This is a genomic window from Streptomyces aureus (assembly GCF_001418135.1).
In the GTDB taxonomy this organism is placed as follows: Bacteria; Actinomycetota; Actinomycetes; order Streptomycetales; family Streptomycetaceae; genus Streptomyces; species Streptomyces aureus_A.
In genome coordinates this window covers 12,587-35,108 of record NZ_LIPQ01000261.1, presented here as the reverse complement: position 1 = coordinate 35,108, position 22,522 = coordinate 12,587, and the positions used below count along the sequence as shown (strand labels likewise).

Below are 22,522 nucleotides of genomic sequence, written 5' to 3'. Positions count from 1 at the left end.
CCTCCCGGCCCCGAGGACGGCTCCCGCATCACCCGACCGAACAGCCACCCCCGGCGCACCACCAGGGGGCGGGGCCGCCAAGGCCCCCAGAGGCTCCCCCTCCCGCGGAGGCAGAGGCCGAACCGGCCGTAACGTCAGAACGGGCCCCAGATGCCGCCGAGCCGACGGCATGCCGCTTCCACAAGGCCATTGCCCGAGCATGCGAGGGCATTCCCCCGCGTCGTGGCCCCCGGTTCTGCTGGAACAGGCTGCTGAACAGCACCTTCGATGAAATCTGCTCGCCCTGGACGCGCCGTGAAGGAAGAATGGACGAGTGACGCCGACCGAAGCAGCAGCACTCGCTCTACAGGACCATGCCGCCCTGTGGAGCATGGGGGAAATCCGCGCGAGCGAGGTCGTCGATGCCGCCTGCGATGCACTCGTCGCGGGACTCGACACCCCCGGCCTTCGGATCCTGGCCGCGTGCACGCGCGCCGAGGCGGACTACGACGTCCACGACCTGCTTCCCGCAGCACTCGACGAACTGGGCCTCACCTCATATCCGGTCGGCAGCGAGGCCGGTGGGGAAGCCGCCGCCCGAGCCCTCGCACGCCGCGTGCTCGCCGGAGAGCTCACTCCTTGGGAGTTCACCTTCCGGATTCACCAGCGGCACGGACATGCGCTGCCCCTGACCGAGCGCCTCGCTGAACTCGACGACGAGTACGCCATCCTCGAATACGGCGACAGGACCGTGGACGAGATCGACGCCGAGGTCACGGCCGAAGCCCGCCGCCTCGCAACCCACCTCACGGTCCCCGGCGAACCCGCGGATTCGTCCAGCTGATGGACCGACCCGCGAGTTCCAGCTGAACCGACTTCGGTCACCTTCAACCCGCGGGCCTCCCCCACACGTCGGTAGGAGCAGGGCTCTCCTCGGGGTGCGTCACACGCATCGGGGCGGGGCAGCGAGGGGCTGAGGTACGCGCTGACCTCGGACGAGGACGACAGTGATTTCCCGGCGGGGATCGCCTGGTTCGAGCTTCTCGACGGCGAGGGTGCAACCATGAGGACCTGCTTCGTCAGTGCGATCACTGTCGTCGGCGTCAGGGCCAGTGAACCGCACCGGCATGGGGCACGAACTCACGCCTGAGGGAAGACGCGCGTGGCTGTCGGTGGCACTGTGGTCCCGGAAGTACCGACGCCAGAAAGATGCCCGCTGCTCCCGCAGGCCAGGTGCGGCGCGGCGGTGCAGGCGAGGTCTGCGGCGGCGTCCGGGTCGGGGGCGTGGAACTCTCCGGCCCACCGGGTGAAGCCGTCGTCACTGGTGGTCAGCAGCCAAGGACTCCATTGACTCAGGGATCCTCACCAGCGTCCGTACACGGCGAAGGGGCCCACCTCCCCGGCGTCGCGGACCACGCACCATTCTCTGATACGTGAGCACGTCCACGACGGGCTTGTACGGGCCCCGCACCACATGCCCCCGGAAGTCCCGCTCGTCCTGCTCCTCGCCCGTGCCCGCGTCCAGGACGTACAGAGAGTCGCCGTACCTACAGTGAGGCCACGCCAACGTCACCCGGCCGGCCGTCGCGTCCAGCCCGTCGACCGCGTCGCCGACGCCCTTCCGCCACAGCTCGCCGCCGCTCACCAGGTCGAACGCGACGAGCGTGGCCTAGGTGCGGCAGCCCGGAGCGGCGACCACCTGCTTCGGGGCGAGGCCGCGGCCGCGCAGGCCGCAGCCCCTTCGGCAGCGGGGCCGTCCAGCGTGTGGCTGCCCAGCCGACGGCCCCCGACGGCGCCCTATCCGGGCACGCCGGGTCCCCACCGCTGACGGTCCCGCTCCGCGGCATGCCCGCGATCCGCTGCCCTTACGGGACGGCTGCGCGGACCGACCAGGCCATCCCCGCAGACACGGGAACGCGACACACGCGTACCACCGCGTAGCACCCCATGCCGACGCCCGTACCAGCCCCGTATACGGAGGGAACAGGCCCCGGAGCCGTGCCGCACACCTGCCGGATCGCGCACCAGCCATGCCTGCGGGCGCGGGGAGGAGTCCGCCGACGACTGGTGGCGCCGGGTCAAGCGGCAGGGCGTCGAGTCCGCCGCACGCTCCCTGCAGGTCAGGGATTCTCGAGGTCCCGCGCCCTTGCCATGTCGTGGGACACACGTGGTGTCCGGGCCGTCGGCGCGGCAGGAGTCCGCAGGAGGTCTCGCCAGTCGGCAGGCCAGTTGACCAGCGCGAGGATGCCCATGATCACCAGGTGGGCGGGAGCGGCCCAGCTCTCCACCGCCGGATCGTGGTTGACGATGTGAGTGGTCGCCGCGCCGGTGAGCACGAACATCAGCGTCGTGGCACCCAGGAAACGTGCTCGCCGGTCGGGGATCACGAGTAGGACGGCGGCGACACCTTCCAGGGCACCGACCACGAAGCGCATCCAGGCCGGGTAACCCCAGTCGACGAACTTCACGGAGTACGCCGCGCTGAACACCGTGTCGCCCGGCCAGAACTTGGTCACAGCGCCAAGCGCGAACTCCAAAGCCATAAACCAGTACAGACCGGTCATCAGTCGCTTCGACATGCGTGTCCTTTCAAGGGATGCGGGCAGGGTCGGGCCTCCACACGGCGATCTGTGGTGCCGGCCGTCGGAGTCTTCGCTTTCGGGGAGTCAGCCCGCAGGGTGGCGATGGCCTTCGGGGGGCAGTCCCGCAGAGTGGCGGTGCCTTCGGGGCTCAGTCCCGCAGGGTGGCGGTTCCTTCGGGCGTCAGTCCCGCAGGGTGGCGACGGCCTTCTCGATGCGCCGCCGGCGCGTCTCAGGCCTCTTCGCGCTCTCGACGGCCCGCACATGCTCACGCTTACGGCCCAAGGGAAGGCTGTCGTATGCGGCGCGGGCGACGGGGTCGTCGTCCAGGGCTCGCGCGAAGTCCGGGGGCTCGACGACGACGCGGGGCTCGGTGTCGAGCTCCAGCGCGACCTCGACCTCCTCGCCGATCGCGACGCCCGCGGCCTGCCGGTTGGCGTTGCTGAGACCCAGCAGGTGACGGCCCCGCAGGAGAGCGACCCGGCTCTTCCAGGAATGTCCGTTCAGCGTGATCGTCACCGGCGGCCGCGCACCCCCGCCGAGCGCCGCCACCACCTCGGGCGGAACCTCCAGACCCCGCATGGGCTCCGGCGGCTCAACGAAGGTGCGAAACTTCATGGTCTTTCTCCTGTTCTTGTCGCGCTGGCACGTGTTCGCCGGCCAGTCGGCCGTTACGACAGGGGCCGGGAGTCAGGACAGCGCGGGGGCGAGGGCGGTGGCAGGCTCCCAGGCGAACCCGTCCAGGTCGGTGAAGGCGCCGGCGGTGCCGCCCAGGACGATGCGGTGCGAGCCGGTGCCGTCGACGGGGACGCCGAGGTCCTTGGCGAGGGCACGGCGCTTGTACAGCGCCAGCTTGACCGGGCTGGAGTGACCGGGGGCGAACTCGGCGTACTTGCCGCCGAAGCTCTTCGCGACGGCCAGACCCCGGCCGACGTAGAACTCCCTGGTGGCCTTCACGTCCTCGACTCCGATCAGCAGCACGACCTCGTCGATCTCACGGGTGGCGGGGCCGGTGTCCTTCTTCGCCGAGGTCGCGATCTTCCAGATCGTCCCGTCCGGGGCCTCAACGACGCCGCCGTAGCCCCACAGCGACTTCACGGCGGGCTTCAGCACCCTGGCGCCGGCCTGAACAGCGGCCCCGACGAAGCTGTCGACGGTGGCCGGACCGGACACCGTCAGCGCCAGGGTGAAGCCACGGAACCCGGTGGAGTGCGCCTCAGACGCCCGCAGGCGTACGTACGTGTCCACGCCGAAAGCGCTGTAGAAGCGACGAGCGGGATCCAGGTCGGCCACCTCAAGCGTGACGGACACGAGGGACATGGGGGCTGCGGTGGAAGCGGTGGTTGCCATGACCATCACGCTAGAGGCCGGGCGTCGCCAGGGCTTCTCGATTCCTGACCGCTCTTGACCACGTGCTCCGCCGCGCACGCCGGCAACCCCGTCCACCTGAAGGGTGTTGCAGAAGCTTGTGTCCGGTCAGGTCCGAATCGCGCCAGACAGGGGCATCGGCCACGTTGCCTGGCGCCGGCCGGGCCGCCGCGATGACGAGGGGGGTGTCGGCATCGATGACGACCTGGTGGTTGGTCGAGTACCTGTAGTTCTTCGGCTGATCGGCCGCAGTGTGGTCGCGAGTGGGGACCCAGGGTGCCGTCCACCATGGGCACGGCGACCCCTCGCCGCTGGAAATTGTTGTGGGGGTTAAGGCGCCAGCGCGGTGGCCACCTGAGCCAAGCGATCGGCTGACAAGGCGAAGAGGTTGGTGGGGTTGCGGAAGGAGTACTGACCATCGTTCACGGAGAAACCGTGCCCGGCTGCCGTCCAGCACGCGGGGCCGGGGGCTCCTTGATCCTCCAGGAGAGCAGAGGCGAGGGCCTCGGGGTCCCCCACGCTCGTGCGGGCGCGCAGCGCACCCGCCAGGCGGCCGACAGCGTCGTCGGGTACCGCATCGTCGCCGAACGCAGGCAGCAGGAGCAGCAGACGGGAGTGGGGATCCGTGGTGCTGCCGCCGGGCAGCATGTTGTCCGCAGCTGCCACGAGTTCGGGCCAGGACAGGCCCGGACCCATGAAGTGCCCGTCATCCCGGGCAAGGACCTCGGCCTGGCCCCAGTCGGGGTGGTGGAGGAGGTAGTCGATTCCGGTGTCGTCCACGACAGTCCGGTAGACCACATGAAGACGGTGATCAGCACCGAGCGGAACCGTGAACGCCGGCCACTCGGCCCGCTCCCACAGCTGCCGCTGGAAGTCGCCGGCCGCTTCGTAGTCCGCCCCGAACAGCAGTTCCTCGGCCTCCTCGCTCTGGATACACGAGGAGAGGTGCCCCAGCCAGAAGAGCGGCTCGTCCAGAAGCCCGACCTGGTACGTGAGGGGACCACCGTCGTAACCCGCGATCCGGGCAGGGTGCAGGTCTGCACTGTTCATCACGGAGAACATCATGCCGCCCTGGCTGCGCGCCGTTGAGGCCGGGTGCACCAGCCGATCGATGCGGGACAGTCCTTGGAGTCGTGTCTGGATCAACAGTCGTGCGAGGAAAGGGCGCGCATGGAGCTGAGCATCGGCGCTGGGGCACCACGCAGTGGGCTGAGTGTGCACACGCTGCGGTTCTACAAGCGGGAGGGCCTGTTCGCCAACCCGTACGCCGCCTGTCCAACAGCCGTCGGATCCGGGCCGTTGCGCGCGCTCCCGCCCCGCGAGCGGTTCACGGAGGACACCGTGTCGATCGCAGACGGCACCCTGGTACCCACACGGGGGATCGCTGCTCCGGTGCGGTGACGGGGCTGTGCCCGTTGGGCGTGTCGGTGGGACCGGGCGGCCCCCGTCCAAAGGATTGTGACGGCCGCAGCATCGGCCCTGGACCGAACCACGACCGCCACGGCGAAATGGACATGGTGTGACCAGAAGACACAGGCGGCACCGGGGTTTCGGCGCTGCGGGAGTGGCGCTAGCCCTCATCTGGGGATGCGCCACAGCTGGGAATGCCCGGCCCTCCGATGCGGCACCCGGCGGCTTCGAGCGGGCGGCCGAGCAAGCGGCAGCAGAATTCGGAGTGCCGAAGGAAGTACTTCTCGGCGTCAGCTACGAGTCCTCGTGGTGGGAGGCCAATGCCGGCCGCCCGAGCACCAAGGGTGGCTACGGTCCGATGCACCTGACGGACACGACGTCCGGGAGAACGTACGACCATCGCCCAGGCGAAGGGCCGGTGGACGCAACCGGCACCGACGACCCGTCCGAGCACACGTTGCAGGCCGCCGCCGCGATGATCGGCGTCGCGCCCTCGATTCTCAAGCGGGACGAACTGCAGAACCTCCGAGGCGGCGCTGCACTGCTCGCCTCGTACCAACGGCAGATCACCCGTGCGATGCCGTCCGACCCGGGTGCCTGGTACGGGGCTGTGGCGCACTACAGCCAGGCCGCCGACACCGCCTCGGCCGGACGGTTCGCCGATGGCGTGTTCGATGTGATCCGCACCGGCAAGCAGAGGGTGCGTAAGGACGGCCAGAGGGTTTCCTTGACGAAGACGCCGTCCGTCCTTCCGACGAGGTCACAGCTCGCGTCCCTGGGGCTGCGGACGTCGGCTGCGGCGGCCGTGCCGGAGTGCCCCAGCGAGCTGAACTGCCGGTTCGTTCCCGCTGCTGCCTCGAACTACCAGGTGTCCACGCGGAACTCGAACGGCATGGACGTCAACTTCATCGTCATTCATGACCTCGAAGGGTCGTACGACGGGGGAATCAGCTGGTTCCAGGATCCCGTCAGCGGGGCTTCCGCGCATTACGTGATGAAGGCCGACGGCAGTGCGGCGACGCAGATGGTCGCCACCAAGGACATCGCTTTCCACGCCGGAAACTACTGGTTCAACCTGCACGGCGTCGGTATCGAACTGGAGGGCTACGCTGCCCAGGGTCCCACCTGGTTCACTCCGGCCCAGTACAAGGCGACTGCCACGCTGGTGGGGTACCTGGCACAGCGCTTCGACGTCCCGTTGGACCGCCGGCACATCATCGGGCACGACAACGTCCTTCCGCCCAGGCCGGCCCGCGCGCCGGACGCACACTGGGACCCCGGCCCCTACTGGGACTGGGAGAAGTTCATGGCTCTCCTCGACGCCGATCACCGCCAGGAACGCGAGGCCGAGGGAGAGAGGACTGGCGCGAACATCGGAATCGGACAGGCGGTCGCGATCGCCCCGGCATACGGCAAGAACGCGCAGACGGTGACGGTGTGCGCCCCGACGTGCCGGTCCCGGACACAGCCCTCGAACTTCCTCTACGTACGCACGGAGCCCCGCGCCGACGCTCCGCTCGTCTCCGACCTCGCCCTGCGCCCGGACGGGTCGGCGGGAAGCGACCGCATCGACGACTGGGGATCCACGGCGATGTGGGGGCAGGAATTCGTGGTCGCCGACCTGCGAGGGGACTGGACGGCCATCTGGTTCGGTGGGCGAAAGGGATGGATCCACAACCCGGCGGGCGTGAACACCCGCCCCGCCCCGAACGCGCGGATCGTCCGTCCCGCGAGCGGGGCGAAGTCGGTCTCCATTTACACAACGGCCTATCCTCGGGAAGACGAGTACCCCCAGGGAGTGCCTGCGTCGGAACAGACGCGGTTCGACATGTACACGTTCCCTCAGGGGCAGGCGTACGTGGCCGCTCGCACATCGGTGGACGCCGACGACTTCTTCCCCGCCACACCCACGCGCCCCGAGGTTGTGGTCACCGGGGACCACAGGTACGACGTGATTCAGTACAGCCGGCGCCTGGCAACGGTGAACACCGCGGAGACAGGGTGACAGCCCCGGAGTCGACCCGCGCCGCAGAGCGCCGCCAGGGCAGAGCCGCGGCAGCACTGCCGTGACTTCCTACCGGGTACGGCCCGACGCCACAGCGCATCGGGCCCGGCTCCGGCCGCGGGCGCCGAGGCAGCGGGTCTTGGCGTGGCTACCGTTGTGTCGTCCTGAGTGTCCTCAGCTGCACTCACGACCAGGCCGCCCTGCCTGTGGTCGAGCGGTTTGTCCACCACCCCCACTCCGAGGTACGCAGGGAGGCGAAGGAGGCGCTGCACGAACTGCTCTGGAGCCAGGAGTCCGCCCGGGCCGAGACGGATTGGGGGTGCCGTTCCTGTTGCGACAGGCGGGCGCGCCGCGGCAGGCCGCTTCTGCCTGAGCGCCCGCTAGGTTCTGCCTCCTCGACCGTCCACGGGCCGGGGCGTCTACGGGTCATTCATGGTGGTGCCGTCAGGATTCCGCCCGAAGGTGGCCTCCAGAACGGCGGCGAGGTCTTCCTCAGGGACCTTGGTGCGCACGTTCGCGATGACCTGGGGAACGTCGTCGTCGTCGATGACTCCCATGTGCTCCTGGCGGAGTTGGTAGATGATCTCGACGAGCTCCGGTCTCAGCCGCATCCAGGCACGGGAGCTACGGATCTCTTCATCGACCTGGTGCATGAACCAGCGCACGACCTCGTACGGGACGTCAGTGTGTTCTGCGTTCGGGTTGAAGCACACCGTCGGCTCCCGTGCCGGGTCCTCGTCGGGGACGACTGCCGTCACGAGAGTCCGTTGCTCGGCCACGAGATCCAGTTCCAGATACCAGGCGTCATCGGGCACGGAGTACATCGCGGTGATCGCGTAGTCGCCGTGAGGGTGTCGAAAGGCCATTGCCGCATGCTGCCACGCCGGGCCGAGGACGTGCCTCCCTGAATTACGCTGCCCGACGCGCCTACACCCGGGCCCAGATGAGCATGGCAGCGTGGTAGAGGAGCACGTGGTCAGCTGCGCCATGCGTGAGTTCGACAGCTCTCGCCGCCCTCCCCCGTGGGCACGCGGAAGCCGCGCACCGCACGTCGGCGGATCGGTCCGCCGCCGCTCGGCGGAGCGGGTCCCGGACCCGATCCGGGCAGCGGCCTGGAACGGCGGGCGCCGTCCAAGAGCTCAGGAGCGCTGCAGGGGCGGGCCCGCATCGCCAGGGGACATCGTGGCCAGGACGAAGGCGTGACCACCGGGGTCGGTGTAGCGGCGCACGTCCGTACGCCGGTCGGTCCGAGTCCCGTCGCGCTCGGCGGCGATGGGCCTGGCTCCGAGCGACACCGCCTCGCGCTCCGCCTCATCGAGGGCGTCAGGGGCCACGAAGATCTGCAGATGAGCCTGCTGGGAGTCCTCGGGCCGCGGCCAACTCGGCGGCGCCTGCCCGAGGTCACGGCGAATCCCGAGTGCCACTCCGGCGTGACCGGAGATGAGGAGCAGGTCGTGGTCGTCTCTCGCGGGTTGGACGGTGGCACCGAGCAGGGTCGCGTAGAAGTGTGCGAGGGGTTCCGGATCGGTGGAGTCGAGGATGAGGACACTGGTCTTGGGAACAGGCATGCCTCCCGTATGCCCCGCGGGTCCGTGGCCATGCGCTGGGCGCAACGCCAGCGGGGGGGCCGGCTTCGTCGTGGCCGCGTCGGTAGCCGGCACCAGGCCTCCCCGCTCCCACTTCCGAAGCACCACCGGTCAGCTGAGCGGCGGCGGAAGGGGGAGCCGGGCGGCGAGGAACTTCGGAGCCATCTCGCGGTAGCTGTCGGTGATCAGTTCGGCAAGCTCGGTCCAGTCCGTGTGGTCACCGAGAACGGCAACGACGACGTTGTGGCCCCAGTCTGCGCGGCGGAACGGGAACCCTGTGGCAGTCAGGCCGAGCAGGTCGTCGACGGGTACCCGAAAAGTGATCACGACCGGTTCCTGATCTGCGGTTACGTACGAGGCGTAGGCCGGGGAGCGATCCACGTCCGGCGTGTAGACGTGGGCGAACGTCCGCTTGCGGATCCGCCAGCGCACGCCGACCCAGGCCGGTTCCTCGTACGACTCGGGCAGCTGCCGGCAGATCGACCGCAACCTGTTCAGGATCTCCGGCGGCACGTCTCCAGGACTGGTCATGGGCCGACACTATCGATCGCTGCGGATTCCGTGCCAGGCGCGGCTGGGCAGGGAACCCGCGCGGCAGCGTGGAGCCCCAGGGCTCGGCGGGTTGCTGCGGAAGGTACCGTGCGGTTCCCACGGCCGCTTCCGCCGATAACTCCGTGCGAAGGCCAACACACCAAGGTCTGTACAAACGCTGTTGCTCCGTCAATCATCTTGTCATGTACCTGCGGCACGTCAGGTGGGCCGCAGTCTCATGGAGGTGTGGGATGCACCAAAGACTGTCCGTCGGCCTGTCCGCCTCGGCCCTCGCCCTGCTCACCACCGTCGCCACCGTCGCCACCGCAACCGTCGCCACGGCTGCCCCTGCCGACAAACCCCAGGTGCTCTCCAGCTGGACCCAGACCAGCGCGTCGAGCTACAACCTCTGGGCCGCCGCCCGAGCCAATCAGGGTGCATGGTCCGCCTACGCCTTCGACTGGTCCACCGACTACTGCTCCACCTCGCCGGACAACCCGCTTGGCTTCCCCTTCTCGCAGTCGTGCGCCCGACACGACTTCGGCTACCGCAACTACAAGGCCGCCGGCACCTTCAGCGCCAACAAGTCCCGTCTGGACAGTGCCCTGTACGAGGACCTCAAGCGCGTGTGCCTCAACTACAGCGGTGCCACGAAGACGGCATGCAACAGCACGGCGTGGACCTACTACCAGGCGGTCAAGGCCTTCGGCTGATCGACCGTGCCGCGCTGCACGCCGCCCCGCGCCCTCCCTTACGCCTCCCTTTCAGCCACACGGATACGGCCCCCGGCGGCGGCGTGCCATGGCCTGGTTGCGAGGGTCGGACGACTGCGGGTGCCGGCAGGTCGTCCGGCTCGTCCCACAGGCCGACAGACCATCCCCGCGGGGCGCGGGGGGATGCGGGAGGGGGCGCGGCTTCGTCGTATCCGGTTGTCTCCAGTACCTTCGTCGGCCGTTCGGGCGCTTGAAGTGGCTGCCCTGCCGCTGTGTCCCAGGACCAGGCCTGGTCTTTCCGGGGCCGCGCCATGTCCACGAGGCGCCCGATTTTCGGTTCCCCCTGATTCGTACAACCATCCGCACGTTCAAGAGTCATGTAAGGCGAGAGCGCCGTAGGCGTGTTCGCTTCGTTCCAGGGGGACCCACATGACTCACCACATAACCCTGCGCGCCCGCGTGCTTCCGGCCCTGGCTGCCGCCGGGATGCTCGTCCCCGTCGTCGCGGTAGCGGCGCCCGCTGCCGCCGCTACCGCGCCGCAGGTCAGCTGCACGTCCGGCAAGGCCGGACTCGCCGCCAAGCTTCAGAGGGACATCACCGCCGCCCTCGCCACGCGCGCCGGTACCGTCGCCGTCGGCCTACGCGACCGCTCCACGAACACCACCTGCACCCTGCGCGCCACGACCTCGTACGACTCGGCCAGCGTCGTGAAGGTGACCGTCCTCGCCACGCTCCTCTGGGACGCCAAGAAGACCAACCGGTACCTGACCTCACGCGAGTCCAACCTCGCCACCGCCATGATCACCAAGTCCGACAACGCCGCCACCACATCCCTGTGGAACCAGCTCGGCATCACCAAGGTGAAGGGCTTCCTGACGGCTGCCGGCATGACGCGGACAGTGCCGGGGTCCGGCGGCTACTGGGGGCTCACCCGGATCAACGTCACCGACGAACAGCGGCTGCTCTCTCTGATCACCGCCAGGAACACCGTCCTGAGTGACAACTCCCGCGCCTACATACTCAAGCTCATGGGACGCGTCATCACCTCGCAGAGGTGGGGAACCCCCGCCGGCGCGCCCTCCTCGGTGGCCGTGCACGTCAAGAACGGCTGGCTGCAGCGCTCCACGCGCGGCTGGCGCGTGCACAGCATCGGTACGTTCCAGGGCGCCGGCCACGACTACACCATCTCCGTGCTCACCGACGGCAACAGCACGATGACCTATGGCGTGAACACCATCCAGGCCGTGGCCAAGGTGATCCACCGGGATCTGATCCCGACCGCGCCCGCCGCGTCCCGCTACACGCCGACCACCACGCCGAGGGAGGCGTACGTCGCGGTGCCCCAGGGCTGAGGTCCTGACCGCCCGCGGAGGTAGCGGGCAAGTGGAGGCAAGTGGAAAACCTGGGCCACACTCCTCCAGCGTCGTCCGCCGCCTCCGGCCAACCCCCGTCCACCGCTCCGGCCGAGGACCTCGCCGCGGCCGCGGTCAGCTCCCGCGCACCGTCCAGCGCGCAGAATCCGACGCTACCGCCCTCCCTCGGCCGGCGCCCTCGACGCCGTGGTGCGTATTTACCGCAGCGACCCGGCAGCCCTGCCTCCTTCTCCGAGTGGGAACGAGGCTCGTTCCTGCCACTTCGTGCCGTCGTGAACGATGAGGTCAACCGACGAGACGTGAGACGTGAACGGGAGCCTGACGGCGAGGTCGGCCTCGATCTCCTCCAGGACGGACTCTTCCTGACCTTGAGCGATGGTCAGGTGCGGAACGATCTCGGCGAATCGGCCGCCGTACGGCGGAGCTTCAGGCCAACGATCAGCGATCGCCTGAGTGAGCTGCCGCAACTGCGTGTCGGGCTCGGGGGCGAGATACAGCACTCCCGGGAACCGTCCGCATCTCTCGAACCGCAGGTCAAAGGCCGGGTGGCTGCCCAGCACGTCCGCGAGTGCGGAGTGGACGAACGCATCCATTCGGCCCTCGTCGAGAAACGGGAAGAGCACGGTGACGTGGGCTGGGACCCCGGCCCGGGCCGAGGGGTCGAGCCGTTCACGCCACCCGCGGACGGCCGGCTCCGCCTCCGGGATCCGGACGACGAGGCCCGTCTGGCCCGCCTGATACGCACTGGTGGTGCTGTCATCTGCCATGACAGCACATGCTGTCAGTTCGGAACGCAGCTGGAACCCACGAACAAAGCTGTCGGCTTCGCGGTCACACAGGAAGTCCAGCTCGCAGTCAGTACCACGAGCCCGGAAAGGCTCAGGGGGCCGGACGCCGCGGGGCGCTCGCCACCCCTGCATCCCGGCCGCTCAATGCGGCGTCCAGCGTCTCCTGGGCCATGCGCATCGCCTCCGCGTACGTCGGCTCGAACATGCGCTCCCAGGCCCGGTCCGGTTCGACGTCCTCGACCCGACTCACCACCCACCAGATGTTGCCGAACGGGTCCCGCACCCGGCCACCGCGATCGCCCCACGCACTGTCGGCGACCTCGGTGACCACCTGAGCCCCGTGCGCAACAGCAGTGGCCATGGCGGCGTCCGCGTCCGGGACGTAGACCCGCAACAGCGAGGGCATCACCGGCCAGTCGGGCCGTCGGTCGAAGGCCAGCACCACCGTGTCGCCGACACGGATCTCACCATGGCCGATGGTGCCGTCCTCGACCGGCACCCGTGCGATCTCCTCGCCACCGAACGCGGCAGTGATGAAGTCGAGCAGCGCACCGGTGTCATCGGTGACCACCCACGGTGCAACGCTGGTGTACCCCTCGGGCGCGGTGTGCCTCATCTGTCTCGTCCTCTCCTACGGTCCCTCGCGATACGACGCCCCTGGGGCTCAAGTAGGACAACTGCGGACCTAGAAACAGGCGCGAGACCAGCACCATCCTTATCGGCTCTCCGGCCGTGGTCCTCCCGCCAATCTCGCGCTGTGGCGGGAGAAGGCCCACCGATCGTTTCCGGGTGCCGAACTGCGGGTCTTGCGTTCCGCGACGGTGTCGACGACCCGGGACCGGCCGCCTTCGGATGTCCGGACACCGTCGATACGGTTCGGAGCGGCGAGCGTCCAGGCTGTACTCGCGCCTGTCGCCTCCTCCACGGTCTCCACCGTCTCGACGGTCTCGACGCCACACGTCGTCGGCAGACCGCGCCGGATGAGGCGGGTGTCGTACGGCCACGCCCGGGCTTGGCAGCACCCAACCGAACACGGAGGGTGTTCGCCGGCAGATCGGCCGGGTGGCGTACCGGTCAGGCCGTGGAGGTGGAGGGGCCGGCGGGATCCTTCGGATCGGCGTCGGTGAGACGGCGGGCCAGGACGTGCTGGGCCGGCGCCTGGTGCCCGCCTGAGGCGAGGATCCGCACCTCGTCCTGGTCGCTGATCTCCGCCCGGATGATGCCGGTGGGATCCGCGTAGACCGGATGACCGCCGGGCCCCTTGGAAGAGGTGGGCTCGACGATCACGACGTCGTGGGCCGAATCCGTGTCGTCGGAGAACACCAGCTCGTATCGGAGTGGGCTCATTTCGCCTATTTTACGCCCCAGGCCCGGCTACGCCCCCGGCCGACGAGCCGAGAACCCGCTGGTTAGAGTGGTACGAGGCCGCGCCGCCGCACCAGGGTCGGACGCGAGACCGGGCCGACTGTCGACCAAAGGGTCCCGTGCGACCGACCGCCCCCGCTCCGTCTCGTCCGGCCCCTGGCCGCCTGCCCCGGAAACCCTGCACCCCTTGAGTACTGACACCGCTCCGCATCCCGACCCCGCCCCCGCCGTGACCGGCTCCGCCGCCGTCCCCCGCAGCCGGCGCCCGCGCCTGGCCTGGATGGCCGGTCGTGCCCCGGCACGACCCACGCCCGCGGCCGCCGCCCACAACGTCAGCGCCGCCACAGCGGCCCTCCTCGCGCTCGTCGGGATCGGCGCCGCCCTCCACGAGCCGGTGCTCATACCCCCGCTCGCCGCCAGCGCCGCACTGGTCCACTGCGCCCCCGCGCTGCCGCTGGCACAGCCGCGAAGCGTGGTCGTCGGCCATCTGCTCGGTGCCGCCGCCGGATACGCGGTGGCCGTCGCGGCGCACGGCAGCGCATGGGCCGCCGCCCTCGCCGCCGGTGTCACCCTCGCTCTGACGACATTGGCCCGGACCCCGCACTCGCCTGCCTGCGCCACCGCCGTCGTCATCGTCCTCCAGACACCCGCGCCGGGCAGGTTCGTCCCCCTGCTCTTCGGGTCCACGATCCTGCTCGTCCTGACCGCGTACGCCGCGTCCCGAGTCCGGCGGGCGGCACCGAGGTACCCCGCCTACTGGTGGTGAGCCGCTCCGGCCCGGTGCTTTCGCCGGAGTGCGCCCGACGGAAGGACGCCGTGGCCCACCTCCCGTGGGTGTGAGTGGCCGCCGGGGTCCGGGCACGCCCGGGGCGCCGCCCTCCCGGGCACCTTCCCCTGGTGATCGGGGCATGGCCCGGCGGGTTCCGGCCGGAACGGCCTTCGGTGTACCGAGTCGTCCCCCTTCGGACCCACCGTGGCCGTGCCGCGGCCGTGCTGCTGGTTCAAACACCCGGAGCTTGACCACGCCGACGAGGACGGCCGGCCGCGGACGCACAAGCGCCGCCCGCTCAGCCGACGGCGCCCCCGGCCGCCAGCTGGCGTTCGGCGCTCTCCAGCAGCATGTCCAGCGCGACCGGGTAGGCGCTGTGGGGCATACGCTCGGCCAGCAGCCCGGCGGTGGCCGCGATGTTCGGGTACGCGTCGGCCGGCAGCCGGGCGTACGTCGACTCCCACATCTCCTCGTCCGCCTCGCGCGCCTTCTCCGTCAGCGCGAGGGCGCCCGCGTCGAGCGCCGCGAAGGCCAGGCACTGATCGATGTAGGCGTGGTAGATCCGCACCGCGTCCGCATCCGCGAACCCCGCGCCGCGAAGGCTCCCGAGGATCGCCTCGTCGGCGGCGATCTCCCGCGGCCGGCCGGTCACCCGGCTCGCGGTCAGCAGCGCGGCCTGCGGATGGGCGAGGTAGGCGCCGTGGATGCGCAGGCCCAGTGAGCGCAGGTCCGCCCGCCACTCCCCCGTCGCGACCCAGCCGGCCAACGCCCGGCCGATCAGCTCCTCGCCGATGGCACGTGTGAGCCCGTCCATGCCGTCGAAGTACCGGTACAGGGTGCTGGGGTCCGCCCCCAGCGCGGCACCGAGCCGCCGGGCGGACAGGCCCGCGCTCCCGTGCTCGCGCACCATCCGCAGCGCCGTCTCGACTATCAGCCGCTCGGAGAGCACCGTCCCCTGCCGAGTGGGGCGCCGCCGCCTGCGGGCCTCCTCAGGGACCACTTCCTTCGCCATCGCCCCGCTCTTCCGTGTCGCCGTCCAGGTCCGTCGCCTTATGCCAACATCATTGACCTTAACTCGGGTCGCCGGGTTCCATCAGCCCCCTGAGGCACCCGCCTCACCGAGAAAGGACTGTGCCATGCGTGTTCTGCTTGTGGGCGCCGGCGGTGTCGGGAGCGCGATCACCAAGATCGCCGCCCGCCGCGGCTTCTTCGACCGCTTCGTCGTCGCCGACTACGACCTGGCCCGGGCCGAGGCCGCGGTCGCGGCCCTGGGCGGCGAGGAGACACGGTTCAGCGCCTGTCGCGTCGACGCCTCCGACGAGGCGGCGGTCACCCGGCTGCTCACCGAGCGCGGATGCGACGTCCTGATGAACGCCACCGATCCGCGCTTCGTGATGCCCCTGTTCAACGCCGCCCTGGCGGCGGGCAGCCACTACCTCGACATGGCCATGTCCCTCTCCCGCCCGCACCCCGACGACCCGCACGGCATCTGCGGGGTGAAGCTCGGCGACGAGCAGTTCGAGCGGGCCGCCGAGTGGGAGAAGTCGGGCCGCATCGCGCTCGTCGGCATGGGCGTCGAGCCCGGGCTCTCGGACGTCTTCGCCCGCTACGCGGCCGACGAACTCTTCGACGACATCGAGGAGATCGGCATCCGCGACGGCGCCGACCTGTCCGTCGAGGGCTACGACTTCGCGCCGTCCTTCAACATCTGGACGACGATCGAGGAATGCTTGAACCCTCCCGTGGTGTACGAGCGAGAGCGCGGCTGGTTCACCACCGCCCCGTTCAGCGAGCCGGAGGTCTTCGACTTCCCCGAGGGCATCGGCCCCGTCGAGTGCGTCAACGTCGAGCACGAGGAGGTCCTCCTGATCCCGCGCTGGGTCGGAGCCCGCCGGGTCACCTTCAAGTACGGCCTCGGCGAGGACTTCATCGGCAAGCTCAGGACCCTGCACGCCCTGGGCCTGGACTCCACGACCCCCGTCACCGTACGGGGCGAGGACGGCAGCCCCGCCCGCGTCTCGCCCCGCGACGTGGTCGCCGCCTGCCTGCCGGACCCGGCGGCACTCGGGGAGAGGATGACCGGAAAGACCTGCGCCGGGACCTGGGTCAAGGGCACGAAGGACGGCCTGCCCCGCGAGGTGTACCTCTACCACGTGGTCGACAACCAGTGGTCCATGCGCGAGTACGGCTCCCAGGCCGTCGTCTGGCAGACCGCCGTCAACCCGGTGGTGGCCCTCGAACTGCTCGCCACCGGCGCCTGGTCCGGCCCCGGTGTCCTGGGTCCCGAAGCCCTGCCGCCGCGCCCCTTCCTCGACCTGCTCACCGCGTACGGTTCCCCCTGGGCCCTGCGCGAGCAGGAGCCGGCCCCCACATCCGCCGGCGCCGACCGCGCCTGACGCCCTGTGGCCCGGGAGCTCCGAGCGCCGATGTATGCGGGGGCAAGCCAGTCCCGTACGGGTGAAGCCCCGAAGCGCTCTCGGAAGCTGGCCGGCCGGCTCCGGCCTCGGCCGGCATCTGGCCGAGGAGGTGGACGGCTCGTGCCCATGACGGAAGCGTCCCGGGCCCACGGACCGAGGGCCCGTCGGCTGAGCGGAGGCGGGTTTCCGACCCTGAGTCTGTCGCGGTCAGCCGGCCTCGGCGGGCGCTGCGCTTCGGTCTGTAGGCACGCGGCAATGGCCCCCGGCAACGGCCCGCCGCTCGGGCGACCGGTCGGCCGAGATCCGGGCGGGGCCCGCCGCGCCCGGTGCGGCAGCAGAGCCCCGAAACGAAAGCAGGGCCCGGACCGCGCGTTACGGTCCGGGCCCTGCCCCTGTGCGGTGCCGCCCTGCGGCGCCGGTGCGTCAGCTCTGCGTGGTGTCGTCGCTCCCCTGCACGGCGGCCTCAGTTCCGTGCGTCTTCTCGCGCATCTTGCGCACCAGTTCCGCCTTCTTGTCGGCTGCGCTCTGGCGGTCGAAGTTGCGGTGGGGACCGTTGTTCTGCCGTTCGGCACGGGACAGCTTCTTGCGCTGGCCGCCCCCCTGGCCCACGGGGTTGTTGATGTTCTTGCTGTCGGTCACGGGTTCTCCCGGTGGTGGTGTTGAAGTGATCTGCGGATTCATCGGCGGGGGGACGGGTGCGGCTGCGTCGGGGCACAGCGGGGGCCCGTCACGCTCTCACTCGTGAATCGGCGTCTGGAAGAACATGACAAGGACGTTACCCGGTTCCGTAGGCCTCGCAGACCATACACAGGAGATCAGGTGCAGGCGTCCTCGAGGACGACCTGTCGCACCGTGCGCAGCGTCGACCGCAGACGGTCCGGATCGGTCGAGCCCAGAGCGAGGCGGAGCGCCTGTGGAGTGTGCGTCGAGGTGGTGTACGGCTCGGCCGTGGATACCGAGATGTGCTGACGTGCGAGGGTGGCGGTCAGACGATCGGCGCGTGCGTCGTCGGGCAGCGGTAGCCATGTGAAGTAGGACGAGGGGTGGCTGACCAGTGGCAGGCCTGCCAGCTCTTGTCCGGCGAGTACTTGGCGGGCCTTGGCATCGCCTCGCTTCTGCGCTTCCAAGTGGTCCGCCGTGCCGTCGTCGAGCCAGCGGCAGGCGATGGCCGTGGTGAGGGCCGGGGTGTTCCAGGTGGTCGCCCGGATCGCGCGTTCGAGCGACGGCAGCGTGCCGGGCGGGGCGACGACGAAGCCGACCCGCAGGCCGGTGGCGATGCTCTTGGAGAATCCCGAGACGTGGACGGTGATGTCCGGCGCGGTCGCGGCCAGCGGCGGTGGCGGGTCCTCGACCAGGAAGGCGTACGAGGCGTCTTCGACGATGAGCGAACCGTACCGTCGAGCGATCGTGATCAGACGGGTGCGGTCCGCTGCCGGCATGACCCAGCCCAGAGGGTTGTGCAAGGTGGGCATGGTGTAGACCGCGCGCACAGGGCGGGTCGCGCACAGCCTCTCCAGGGCATCGAGGTCCGGTCCGTCGGCGGTTGCGGGCAGGGGCTCCAGGTCGAGACGAAAGGCGTCCGCGAGCACCTTGAAGCCCGGATAGGTCAGTGCGTCGACAGCGACGACGTCGCCGGCGTTGAGCGTGGCCATGACGGTGACGGCCAGGCCGTGCTGGGCCCCGCCGGTGATGAGGATCCGATCCGCGTCCGTGGTGATTCCTCGACGCCTCAGGTACCGCGCGATCGAGGCTCTGTCCTGGGGACGCCCTCGATGCGGCTGGTAGCGCAGCAGCGAGTCGAGATCGCCGGAGGTGGCCACCTCCCGCAGGGCCTGCCGGAGGAGGTCGGCCTGACCGGGCAGCGACGGATAGTTGAAGCTGAGGTCGACCGCTTCCGGGGCGACGGCCTGCTGATCGATGCCATGGCCTGCGGGTACCGAAATGTCACGTACGAAGGTGCCGCGGCCCTGTTCCCGGCTCACCAGAGCCATCGCCTCCAGCTCCGCGTACACCCGCGTCGCGGTCACCAGGGCGATGCCCTCGCGGGCGGCGAGAGCGCGGTGTGTCGGCAACCGCGCTCCCGCGGCCAGCCGCCCCGTCCGGATGTCGGATGCGAACGCGTCGACCAGCTGCTTGTAGCGCGGGGCTGCCATGCGCCGAATTGTATCCATGACAATTCTTTGACTGTACTGTCCGTGGGTCCTTACCTTCAAACCCCGCCCAGCCGGAAGGACATCCGCCGTGCACATCGCCATCCTCACCTTCGACGGCTACAACGAGCTCGACTCCCTGATCGCGCTCGGTGTCCTCAACCGCGTCAGGACCGACGACTGGCGCGTCACCATCGCCACCCCCAGCCCCAAGGTGACGTCGATGAACGGTGTCGTCATCGAGCAGATGTCCACCCTCGAGGAGGCGTGCGCCGCTGACGCCGTCATCGTCGGCAGTGGCATCGCCACCCGCGAAGTCGTCGAAGACCCGGCGATCATGAAGGTCCTGCGCGGCCTGGACCCGTCGCGCCAACTCATCGCGGCTCAATGCTCCGGCGCGCTCGTGCTGACCAAGCTCGGCCTGCTCGACAACATCCCCGCCTGCACCGACCTGACCACCAAGCCCTGGGTCGTCGCCGCCGGCGTCGAGGTGCTCAACCAGCCCTTCTACGCCAGAGACAACATCGCCACCGCCGGTGGCTGCCTCGCCTCGCAGTACCTCGCCGCCTGGATCATCACCCGTCTCCGAGGCGACGCCGCCGCCGAGGACGCGCTGCACTACGTCGCTCCCGTCGGTGAGAAGGAGGAATACGTCGACCGCGCCCGGCGCAACATCACCCCCCACCTGCCCGCACCCACACAAGTACTCGCCTGACGCGACGACTTCACGCGCCGCAGGCAGCGGTCGGTGTCCTCGTCGGTCCAGCCGCCGCAGTCCTCCCGGATGTCGGCGCACGCAGGACGGCGCTCACCGCGGTACGGCGGCTTTGTACCCGTCCCGCGCGCTCTGGGCCGGCTGTTCAGTGCACGTCGGAGAAGCACACGCGTACCGCGAGGAGACCACCGGAGGAATCCAGATCGGCGATGACGGGGAAGAAGCCGTCGCCCCAGCTCGTCATGGCGCACAGCACTCGGGCATCACCGAGTTCCACGGATCCGGCCTCGACGTGCGAGGCACGTACCTGGCGCATGATCTGCCAGTGATGGGAGTGCGGGCGGAAGTCCACCGCCATGCGGCGTCCGGTCTCGTCCTTCCATCTCAGCAGAGCGTGTGCCCTGTCCATCGCCTCCGAGACGGGCAGGCCGGTCCACCCGCGAACACCGTCCTCACCGGGCTCGCCCAGTTCGGGTGCGTCGAACGCCGCGGCCGCTGCGTCCGCCGCGGCACCCCAGAACGCCACGTCGGCCAAGCCGTCAATCGGCTCGTCGTGCTGCCAGACACTCAGGGCGTCGACATCGCCGAAAAGCACACGTGCCCAGTCCACCCCGATGTCACCCAACGAAACCGATGACACCACCTGGCCCTCGTTCATCCGGATCGAGATCTCGGACCAGCGTTCCCCGACACCGTCGCCGTGGTCGGCCCGTGTGGCCAGCACGGGCAGCTGCCGATCTCGGGGTACGCCCCCTACGGCAACGACAGGCACCCCGAACACCCCGAAGCCGCCACCGCCCTCTTCGGCTGTCCGGCGGGCCCTGTGGGCATGTGCTTCCCGGACCGGCAACGCCTCCAGCCGGGCGTCAAGGCCGCCAGCCCGGCAGTGTTCCTCGAATGCCGCCTCCAACTCGGCGGCCTTCGAGGCCGGGATGTCATGGAGCCTGGAGCCTGGCTGCCGGTCGAAGCTCCGAACGGCATCGGAAGCGTGCGGCCCGGTGACCACGAAGTCGATGGCGCCCGTGACGTCGGCGGCCACCGCAGGGTCCTCGATTCCCAAGGAAGCCGGATCGATGTCCGCCGGCGACCGGTCCCCGCTCCACAGCCCCAGGTAACCGCCGTCGATGAGCACCAGGGTGCCGGACGGGCAACTGACGGCCCCCAGCTCGAACATCTTTTCCATGGCGCGCGAGTCTACGGCGCCCCGCTCGAAGGTGCTGGGGCAGGGGCGGGCCGGCCTCCCCGGGCACATCTCCCAGCAGGTTCCGGGGCACACCGGCATCCCCGGGGTGAGGACCATCGCCTCGACGCGAGACGCCGGGACCCCGGAGGATCGGCCGGCCGTCGGGCGACGGGTGAGGGACGAGGGTTGGGGCGTTCCGGATGCCGTGTCCCTTCGTGTGCGTGCCTCGTTCGCATACGCGCGGGCTTCGGACGATCGAATACGAGGTGCCTCATGCGGGTCCGGAGGGTTTCGGAGAGTGAGAACGGGTCCTGTGCGGGGACGGTGGTCCGTACGGGGAGGATGAACGTCCTGGACCGCGCGTTCGCGCTGTTCCCGGACCGCGGCCCCGCGCGGGTGACGGTGGTCCACGTCCTGGACTTTCCCGCAGGGTCGTTCACGCTCGACGACCTGCGCGCACGCGTGGCCGACCGGGCGCCCGGGCTGGAAGCGCTCAATGTCACGGCGGTCGCGGGAGCGCGCTCCTGGACGCGGACCGCACCGCCCGAGGCCGGGCTGCACGTGGGCGCGGAGCAGGTGGACGGCCGGCTCGGCGAGGCGACCGACGCGCTGCTGCGCGGGGCTCTGCCCGCCCGTCCGGCGCCCGGCTGGGACCTGCGGATGCTGACGTGTCGGGTCGATCAGGTGCAGCGGGTGTGCTTCCGCATCGACCACGCCGTCACGGACGGCGTCGGTGCGGCCCATCTGGTGGCCGCGCTTCTGGCGGACGCACCGGTCGTAGGGCCGTACCCCTATCGGCCGCCCGTGTCGCGACGTACCTCGCGGGCGTGGCTGCGTTCGTCGCCGTTCGGGAGGTTCCCCGAGCGCGAGACGGTTCCCGTCGGGTGCGACGCGGCGGGGAGCGGGCTGGCGGCCATGGCGTACGCGGACGTCCCGGACGGCCGCCTGCGGGCGGTGGCTTCGCGGTGGGGAGTGGGTGCGAACGACGTGTACCTCACCGCGGTGACCGGCGCGCTCGCGTCCTTGCAGCTGCGGCAGGCGGGCCGGGCGCAGGACCTGCGGGTGGTGATGCCCATGTCGGTCCGTACGGAGGAGGCGCAGCTCACTCCAGGAAACGCCGCTCTGCCGGCGATGCTGCGGTTGCCGTGCACCGCGACCGGCCCCGGCGCGCGTCTGGAGGCCGTGGCCGGGCAGACCCTCGCCCACAAGGCTTCCGGACTGCGGGAGGGCGGCTGGAAGACCCTCCTGCGCGTACCTCCCCGACTCCTCCACCGCTCGATGCAGCGCCCCGGTTTCCGCCTGGCCACCAGCCACATCAACATCAACGGCACCTACCGCGTCCTGGGCGCTCCCCCGCTCGCCGCCGGCATCTTCGGCCTGAACAGCCCCGGCATGCTGGGCTACTTCTCCCTCACCCGGACCACGACAACCGCCCGCGTCACGGTCGTCCACGACCAGTCCCACACGGCGGCCGCCGACCTCCCCGAGCTGTGGCTGAAGGCTCTGGACGAACTCTCAGAGCACAAGGGCCCTGCCGGCACGACGCAGCTCGCTCCGCCCGCCCAGGTGCGGGACAGCCCTTAAAAGGTG

Annotated in this window: 23 protein-coding genes; 9 read left to right on the top strand and 14 right to left on the bottom strand. The window is 70.1% G+C overall.

Going from position 1 to position 22,522, the window contains the following annotated elements; all coding sequences use genetic code 11:
- The first annotated feature begins 370 nt into the window (after nucleotides 1-370).
- A complete protein-coding gene (locus AOK00_RS21990; protein WP_055602012.1) occupies nucleotides 371-823 on the top strand; it encodes a hypothetical protein in 453 nt (150 codons plus the stop codon).
- Between the two features lie 1,276 nt (nucleotides 824-2,099).
- Here AOK00_RS21990 and AOK00_RS21980 read toward each other — a convergent pair.
- The 4 genes from AOK00_RS21980 to AOK00_RS21965 form a co-directional block, all read right to left on the bottom strand.
- On the bottom strand, nucleotides 2,100-2,558 hold the full coding sequence (locus AOK00_RS21980) for a DoxX family protein (protein WP_216822260.1): 459 nt from the start codon (nucleotides 2,556-2,558) through the stop codon (nucleotides 2,100-2,102).
- Between the two features lie 183 nt (nucleotides 2,559-2,741).
- Nucleotides 2,742-3,176 carry a YdeI/OmpD-associated family protein gene (locus AOK00_RS21975; protein ID WP_055602010.1) on the bottom strand — a complete coding sequence of 145 codons (435 nt, stop codon included), beginning with the start codon at nucleotides 3,174-3,176 and terminating at the stop codon, nucleotides 2,742-2,744.
- Between the two features lie 72 nt (nucleotides 3,177-3,248).
- Entirely contained in the window at nucleotides 3,249-3,908 is a 660-nt protein-coding gene (locus AOK00_RS21970) for a hypothetical protein (RefSeq protein WP_055602016.1), read from the bottom strand.
- Nucleotides 3,909-4,256: 348 nt separating this feature from the next.
- Complete coding sequence (locus AOK00_RS21965; protein WP_254047451.1) at nucleotides 4,257-4,976, bottom strand: hypothetical protein; 720 nt, start codon at nucleotides 4,974-4,976, stop codon at nucleotides 4,257-4,259.
- 120 nt (nucleotides 4,977-5,096) lie between these two features.
- Here AOK00_RS21965 and AOK00_RS41615 point away from each other — a divergent pair, with 120 nt between their 5' ends.
- A complete protein-coding gene (locus AOK00_RS41615; RefSeq protein ID WP_437441435.1) occupies nucleotides 5,097-5,327 on the top strand; it encodes a hypothetical protein in 231 nt (76 codons plus the stop codon).
- 118 nt (nucleotides 5,328-5,445) lie between these two features.
- On the top strand, nucleotides 5,446-7,341 hold the full coding sequence (locus AOK00_RS21955; RefSeq protein WP_063886638.1) for an N-acetylmuramoyl-L-alanine amidase: 1,896 nt from the start codon (nucleotides 5,446-5,448) through the stop codon (nucleotides 7,339-7,341).
- Between the two features lie 419 nt (nucleotides 7,342-7,760).
- On the opposite strand, the gene AOK00_RS21950 is transcribed toward AOK00_RS21955, so the two are convergent.
- From AOK00_RS21950 to AOK00_RS21940, 3 genes are all read right to left on the bottom strand, one after another.
- Nucleotides 7,761-8,207: a hypothetical protein gene (locus tag AOK00_RS21950; RefSeq protein WP_055602007.1), complete on the bottom strand. Its 447-nt coding sequence runs from the start codon at nucleotides 8,205-8,207 to the stop codon at nucleotides 7,761-7,763.
- Nucleotides 8,208-8,480: 273 nt separating this feature from the next.
- The gene (locus AOK00_RS21945; RefSeq protein ID WP_055602006.1) at nucleotides 8,481-8,909 is read right to left on the bottom strand and encodes a VOC family protein; all 429 of its coding nucleotides are present in this window, start codon (nucleotides 8,907-8,909) and stop codon (nucleotides 8,481-8,483) included.
- Nucleotides 8,910-9,038: 129 nt separating this feature from the next.
- Nucleotides 9,039-9,458, bottom strand: coding sequence for an MmcQ/YjbR family DNA-binding protein (locus tag AOK00_RS21940; protein WP_055602005.1), 420 nt, complete (start codon nucleotides 9,456-9,458; stop codon nucleotides 9,039-9,041).
- Between the two features lie 251 nt (nucleotides 9,459-9,709).
- Here AOK00_RS21940 and AOK00_RS21935 point away from each other — a divergent pair, with 251 nt between their 5' ends.
- Together AOK00_RS21935 and AOK00_RS21930 are read left to right on the top strand one after the other, a co-directional pair.
- Nucleotides 9,710-10,171, top strand: coding sequence for a phospholipase (locus AOK00_RS21935; protein WP_055602004.1), 462 nt, complete (start codon nucleotides 9,710-9,712; stop codon nucleotides 10,169-10,171).
- 429 nt (nucleotides 10,172-10,600) lie between these two features.
- The gene (locus tag AOK00_RS21930; protein WP_055602003.1) at nucleotides 10,601-11,524 is read left to right on the top strand and encodes a serine hydrolase; all 924 of its coding nucleotides are present in this window, start codon (nucleotides 10,601-10,603) and stop codon (nucleotides 11,522-11,524) included.
- 218 nt (nucleotides 11,525-11,742) lie between these two features.
- Here AOK00_RS21930 and AOK00_RS21925 read toward each other — a convergent pair whose 3' ends face one another.
- The 3 genes from AOK00_RS21925 to AOK00_RS21915 form a co-directional block, all read right to left on the bottom strand.
- Nucleotides 11,743-12,312: a 2'-5' RNA ligase family protein gene (locus AOK00_RS21925; protein WP_055602014.1), complete on the bottom strand. Its 570-nt coding sequence runs from the start codon at nucleotides 12,310-12,312 to the stop codon at nucleotides 11,743-11,745.
- A 112-nt stretch (nucleotides 12,313-12,424) separates the two neighbouring features.
- Nucleotides 12,425-12,949, bottom strand: coding sequence for a VOC family protein (locus tag AOK00_RS21920; protein WP_055602002.1), 525 nt, complete (start codon nucleotides 12,947-12,949; stop codon nucleotides 12,425-12,427).
- A gap of 458 nt (nucleotides 12,950-13,407) precedes the next feature.
- A complete protein-coding gene (locus tag AOK00_RS21915; RefSeq protein WP_055602001.1) occupies nucleotides 13,408-13,680 on the bottom strand; it encodes a DUF6296 family protein in 273 nt (90 codons plus the stop codon).
- Between the two features lie 205 nt (nucleotides 13,681-13,885).
- Here AOK00_RS21915 and AOK00_RS21910 point away from each other — a divergent pair, with 205 nt between their 5' ends.
- Entirely contained in the window at nucleotides 13,886-14,464 is a 579-nt protein-coding gene (locus tag AOK00_RS21910) for an HPP family protein (protein WP_055602000.1), read from the top strand.
- A gap of 301 nt (nucleotides 14,465-14,765) precedes the next feature.
- Here the strand turns inward: AOK00_RS21910 and AOK00_RS21905 are convergent, their stop codons facing one another.
- Complete coding sequence (locus AOK00_RS21905) at nucleotides 14,766-15,479, bottom strand: TetR/AcrR family transcriptional regulator (RefSeq protein ID WP_055601999.1); 714 nt, start codon at nucleotides 15,477-15,479, stop codon at nucleotides 14,766-14,768.
- A 124-nt stretch (nucleotides 15,480-15,603) separates the two neighbouring features.
- Here AOK00_RS21905 and AOK00_RS21900 point away from each other — a divergent pair, with 124 nt between their 5' ends.
- Entirely contained in the window at nucleotides 15,604-16,863 is a 1,260-nt protein-coding gene (locus AOK00_RS21900) for a saccharopine dehydrogenase family protein (protein ID WP_055601998.1), read from the top strand.
- A 444-nt stretch (nucleotides 16,864-17,307) separates the two neighbouring features.
- Here AOK00_RS21900 and AOK00_RS21895 read toward each other — a convergent pair whose 3' ends face one another.
- Nucleotides 17,308-17,523, bottom strand: a complete 216-nt coding sequence (locus AOK00_RS21895; protein ID WP_055601997.1) for a DUF6243 family protein — start codon at nucleotides 17,521-17,523, stop codon at nucleotides 17,308-17,310.
- A 176-nt stretch (nucleotides 17,524-17,699) separates the two neighbouring features.
- Nucleotides 17,700-19,037, bottom strand: a complete 1,338-nt coding sequence (locus AOK00_RS21890; RefSeq protein WP_055601996.1) for a PLP-dependent aminotransferase family protein — start codon at nucleotides 19,035-19,037, stop codon at nucleotides 17,700-17,702.
- An 88-nt stretch (nucleotides 19,038-19,125) separates the two neighbouring features.
- On the opposite strand from AOK00_RS21890, the gene AOK00_RS21885 reads away from it, so the two are divergent.
- On the top strand, nucleotides 19,126-19,749 hold the full coding sequence (locus AOK00_RS21885) for a DJ-1/PfpI family protein (protein WP_055601995.1): 624 nt from the start codon (nucleotides 19,126-19,128) through the stop codon (nucleotides 19,747-19,749).
- A 145-nt stretch (nucleotides 19,750-19,894) separates the two neighbouring features.
- On the opposite strand, the gene AOK00_RS21880 is transcribed toward AOK00_RS21885, so the two are convergent.
- Entirely contained in the window at nucleotides 19,895-20,932 is a 1,038-nt protein-coding gene (locus AOK00_RS21880; protein WP_063886639.1) for a hypothetical protein, read from the bottom strand.
- A 342-nt stretch (nucleotides 20,933-21,274) separates the two neighbouring features.
- Here AOK00_RS21880 and AOK00_RS40505 point away from each other — a divergent pair, with 342 nt between their 5' ends.
- Entirely contained in the window at nucleotides 21,275-22,516 is a 1,242-nt protein-coding gene (locus AOK00_RS40505; protein WP_107097446.1) for a hypothetical protein, read from the top strand.
- Nucleotides 22,517-22,522: the final 6 nt, after the last annotated feature.

Bases quoted from the DNA above. Each gene is read 5' to 3' on its own strand.
- AOK00_RS21990 (WP_055602012.1), top strand. From the start codon at position 371: ATGGGGGAAATCCGCGCGAGCGAGGTCGTCGATGCCGCCTGCGATGCA.
- AOK00_RS21980 (WP_216822260.1), bottom strand. From the start codon at position 2,558: ATGTCGAAGCGACTGATGACCGGTCTGTACTGGTTTATGGCTTTGGAG.
- AOK00_RS21975 (WP_055602010.1), bottom strand. From the start codon at position 3,176: ATGAAGTTTCGCACCTTCGTTGAGCCGCCGGAGCCCATGCGGGGTCTG.
- AOK00_RS21970 (WP_055602016.1), bottom strand. From the start codon at position 3,908: ATGGCAACCACCGCTTCCACCGCAGCCCCCATGTCCCTCGTGTCCGTC.
- AOK00_RS21965 (WP_254047451.1), bottom strand. From the start codon at position 4,976: ATGAACAGTGCAGACCTGCACCCTGCCCGGATCGCGGGTTACGACGGT.
- AOK00_RS41615 (WP_437441435.1), top strand. From the start codon at position 5,097: ATGGAGCTGAGCATCGGCGCTGGGGCACCACGCAGTGGGCTGAGTGTG.
- AOK00_RS21950 (WP_055602007.1), bottom strand. From the start codon at position 8,207: ATGGCCTTTCGACACCCTCACGGCGACTACGCGATCACCGCGATGTAC.
- AOK00_RS21945 (WP_055602006.1), bottom strand. From the start codon at position 8,909: ATGCCTGTTCCCAAGACCAGTGTCCTCATCCTCGACTCCACCGATCCG.
- AOK00_RS21940 (WP_055602005.1), bottom strand. From the start codon at position 9,458: ATGACCAGTCCTGGAGACGTGCCGCCGGAGATCCTGAACAGGTTGCGG.
- AOK00_RS21935 (WP_055602004.1), top strand. From the start codon at position 9,710: ATGCACCAAAGACTGTCCGTCGGCCTGTCCGCCTCGGCCCTCGCCCTG.
- AOK00_RS21930 (WP_055602003.1), top strand. From the start codon at position 10,601: ATGACTCACCACATAACCCTGCGCGCCCGCGTGCTTCCGGCCCTGGCT.
- AOK00_RS21925 (WP_055602014.1), bottom strand. From the start codon at position 12,312: ATGGCAGATGACAGCACCACCAGTGCGTATCAGGCGGGCCAGACGGGC.
- AOK00_RS21920 (WP_055602002.1), bottom strand. From the start codon at position 12,949: ATGAGGCACACCGCGCCCGAGGGGTACACCAGCGTTGCACCGTGGGTG.
- AOK00_RS21915 (WP_055602001.1), bottom strand. From the start codon at position 13,680: ATGAGCCCACTCCGATACGAGCTGGTGTTCTCCGACGACACGGATTCG.
- AOK00_RS21905 (WP_055601999.1), bottom strand. From the start codon at position 15,479: ATGGCGAAGGAAGTGGTCCCTGAGGAGGCCCGCAGGCGGCGGCGCCCC.
- AOK00_RS21900 (WP_055601998.1), top strand. From the start codon at position 15,604: ATGCGTGTTCTGCTTGTGGGCGCCGGCGGTGTCGGGAGCGCGATCACC.
- AOK00_RS21890 (WP_055601996.1), bottom strand. From the start codon at position 19,037: ATGGCAGCCCCGCGCTACAAGCAGCTGGTCGACGCGTTCGCATCCGAC.
- AOK00_RS21880 (WP_063886639.1), bottom strand. From the start codon at position 20,932: ATGGAAAAGATGTTCGAGCTGGGGGCCGTCAGTTGCCCGTCCGGCACC.
- AOK00_RS40505 (WP_107097446.1), top strand. From the start codon at position 21,275: ATGAACGTCCTGGACCGCGCGTTCGCGCTGTTCCCGGACCGCGGCCCC.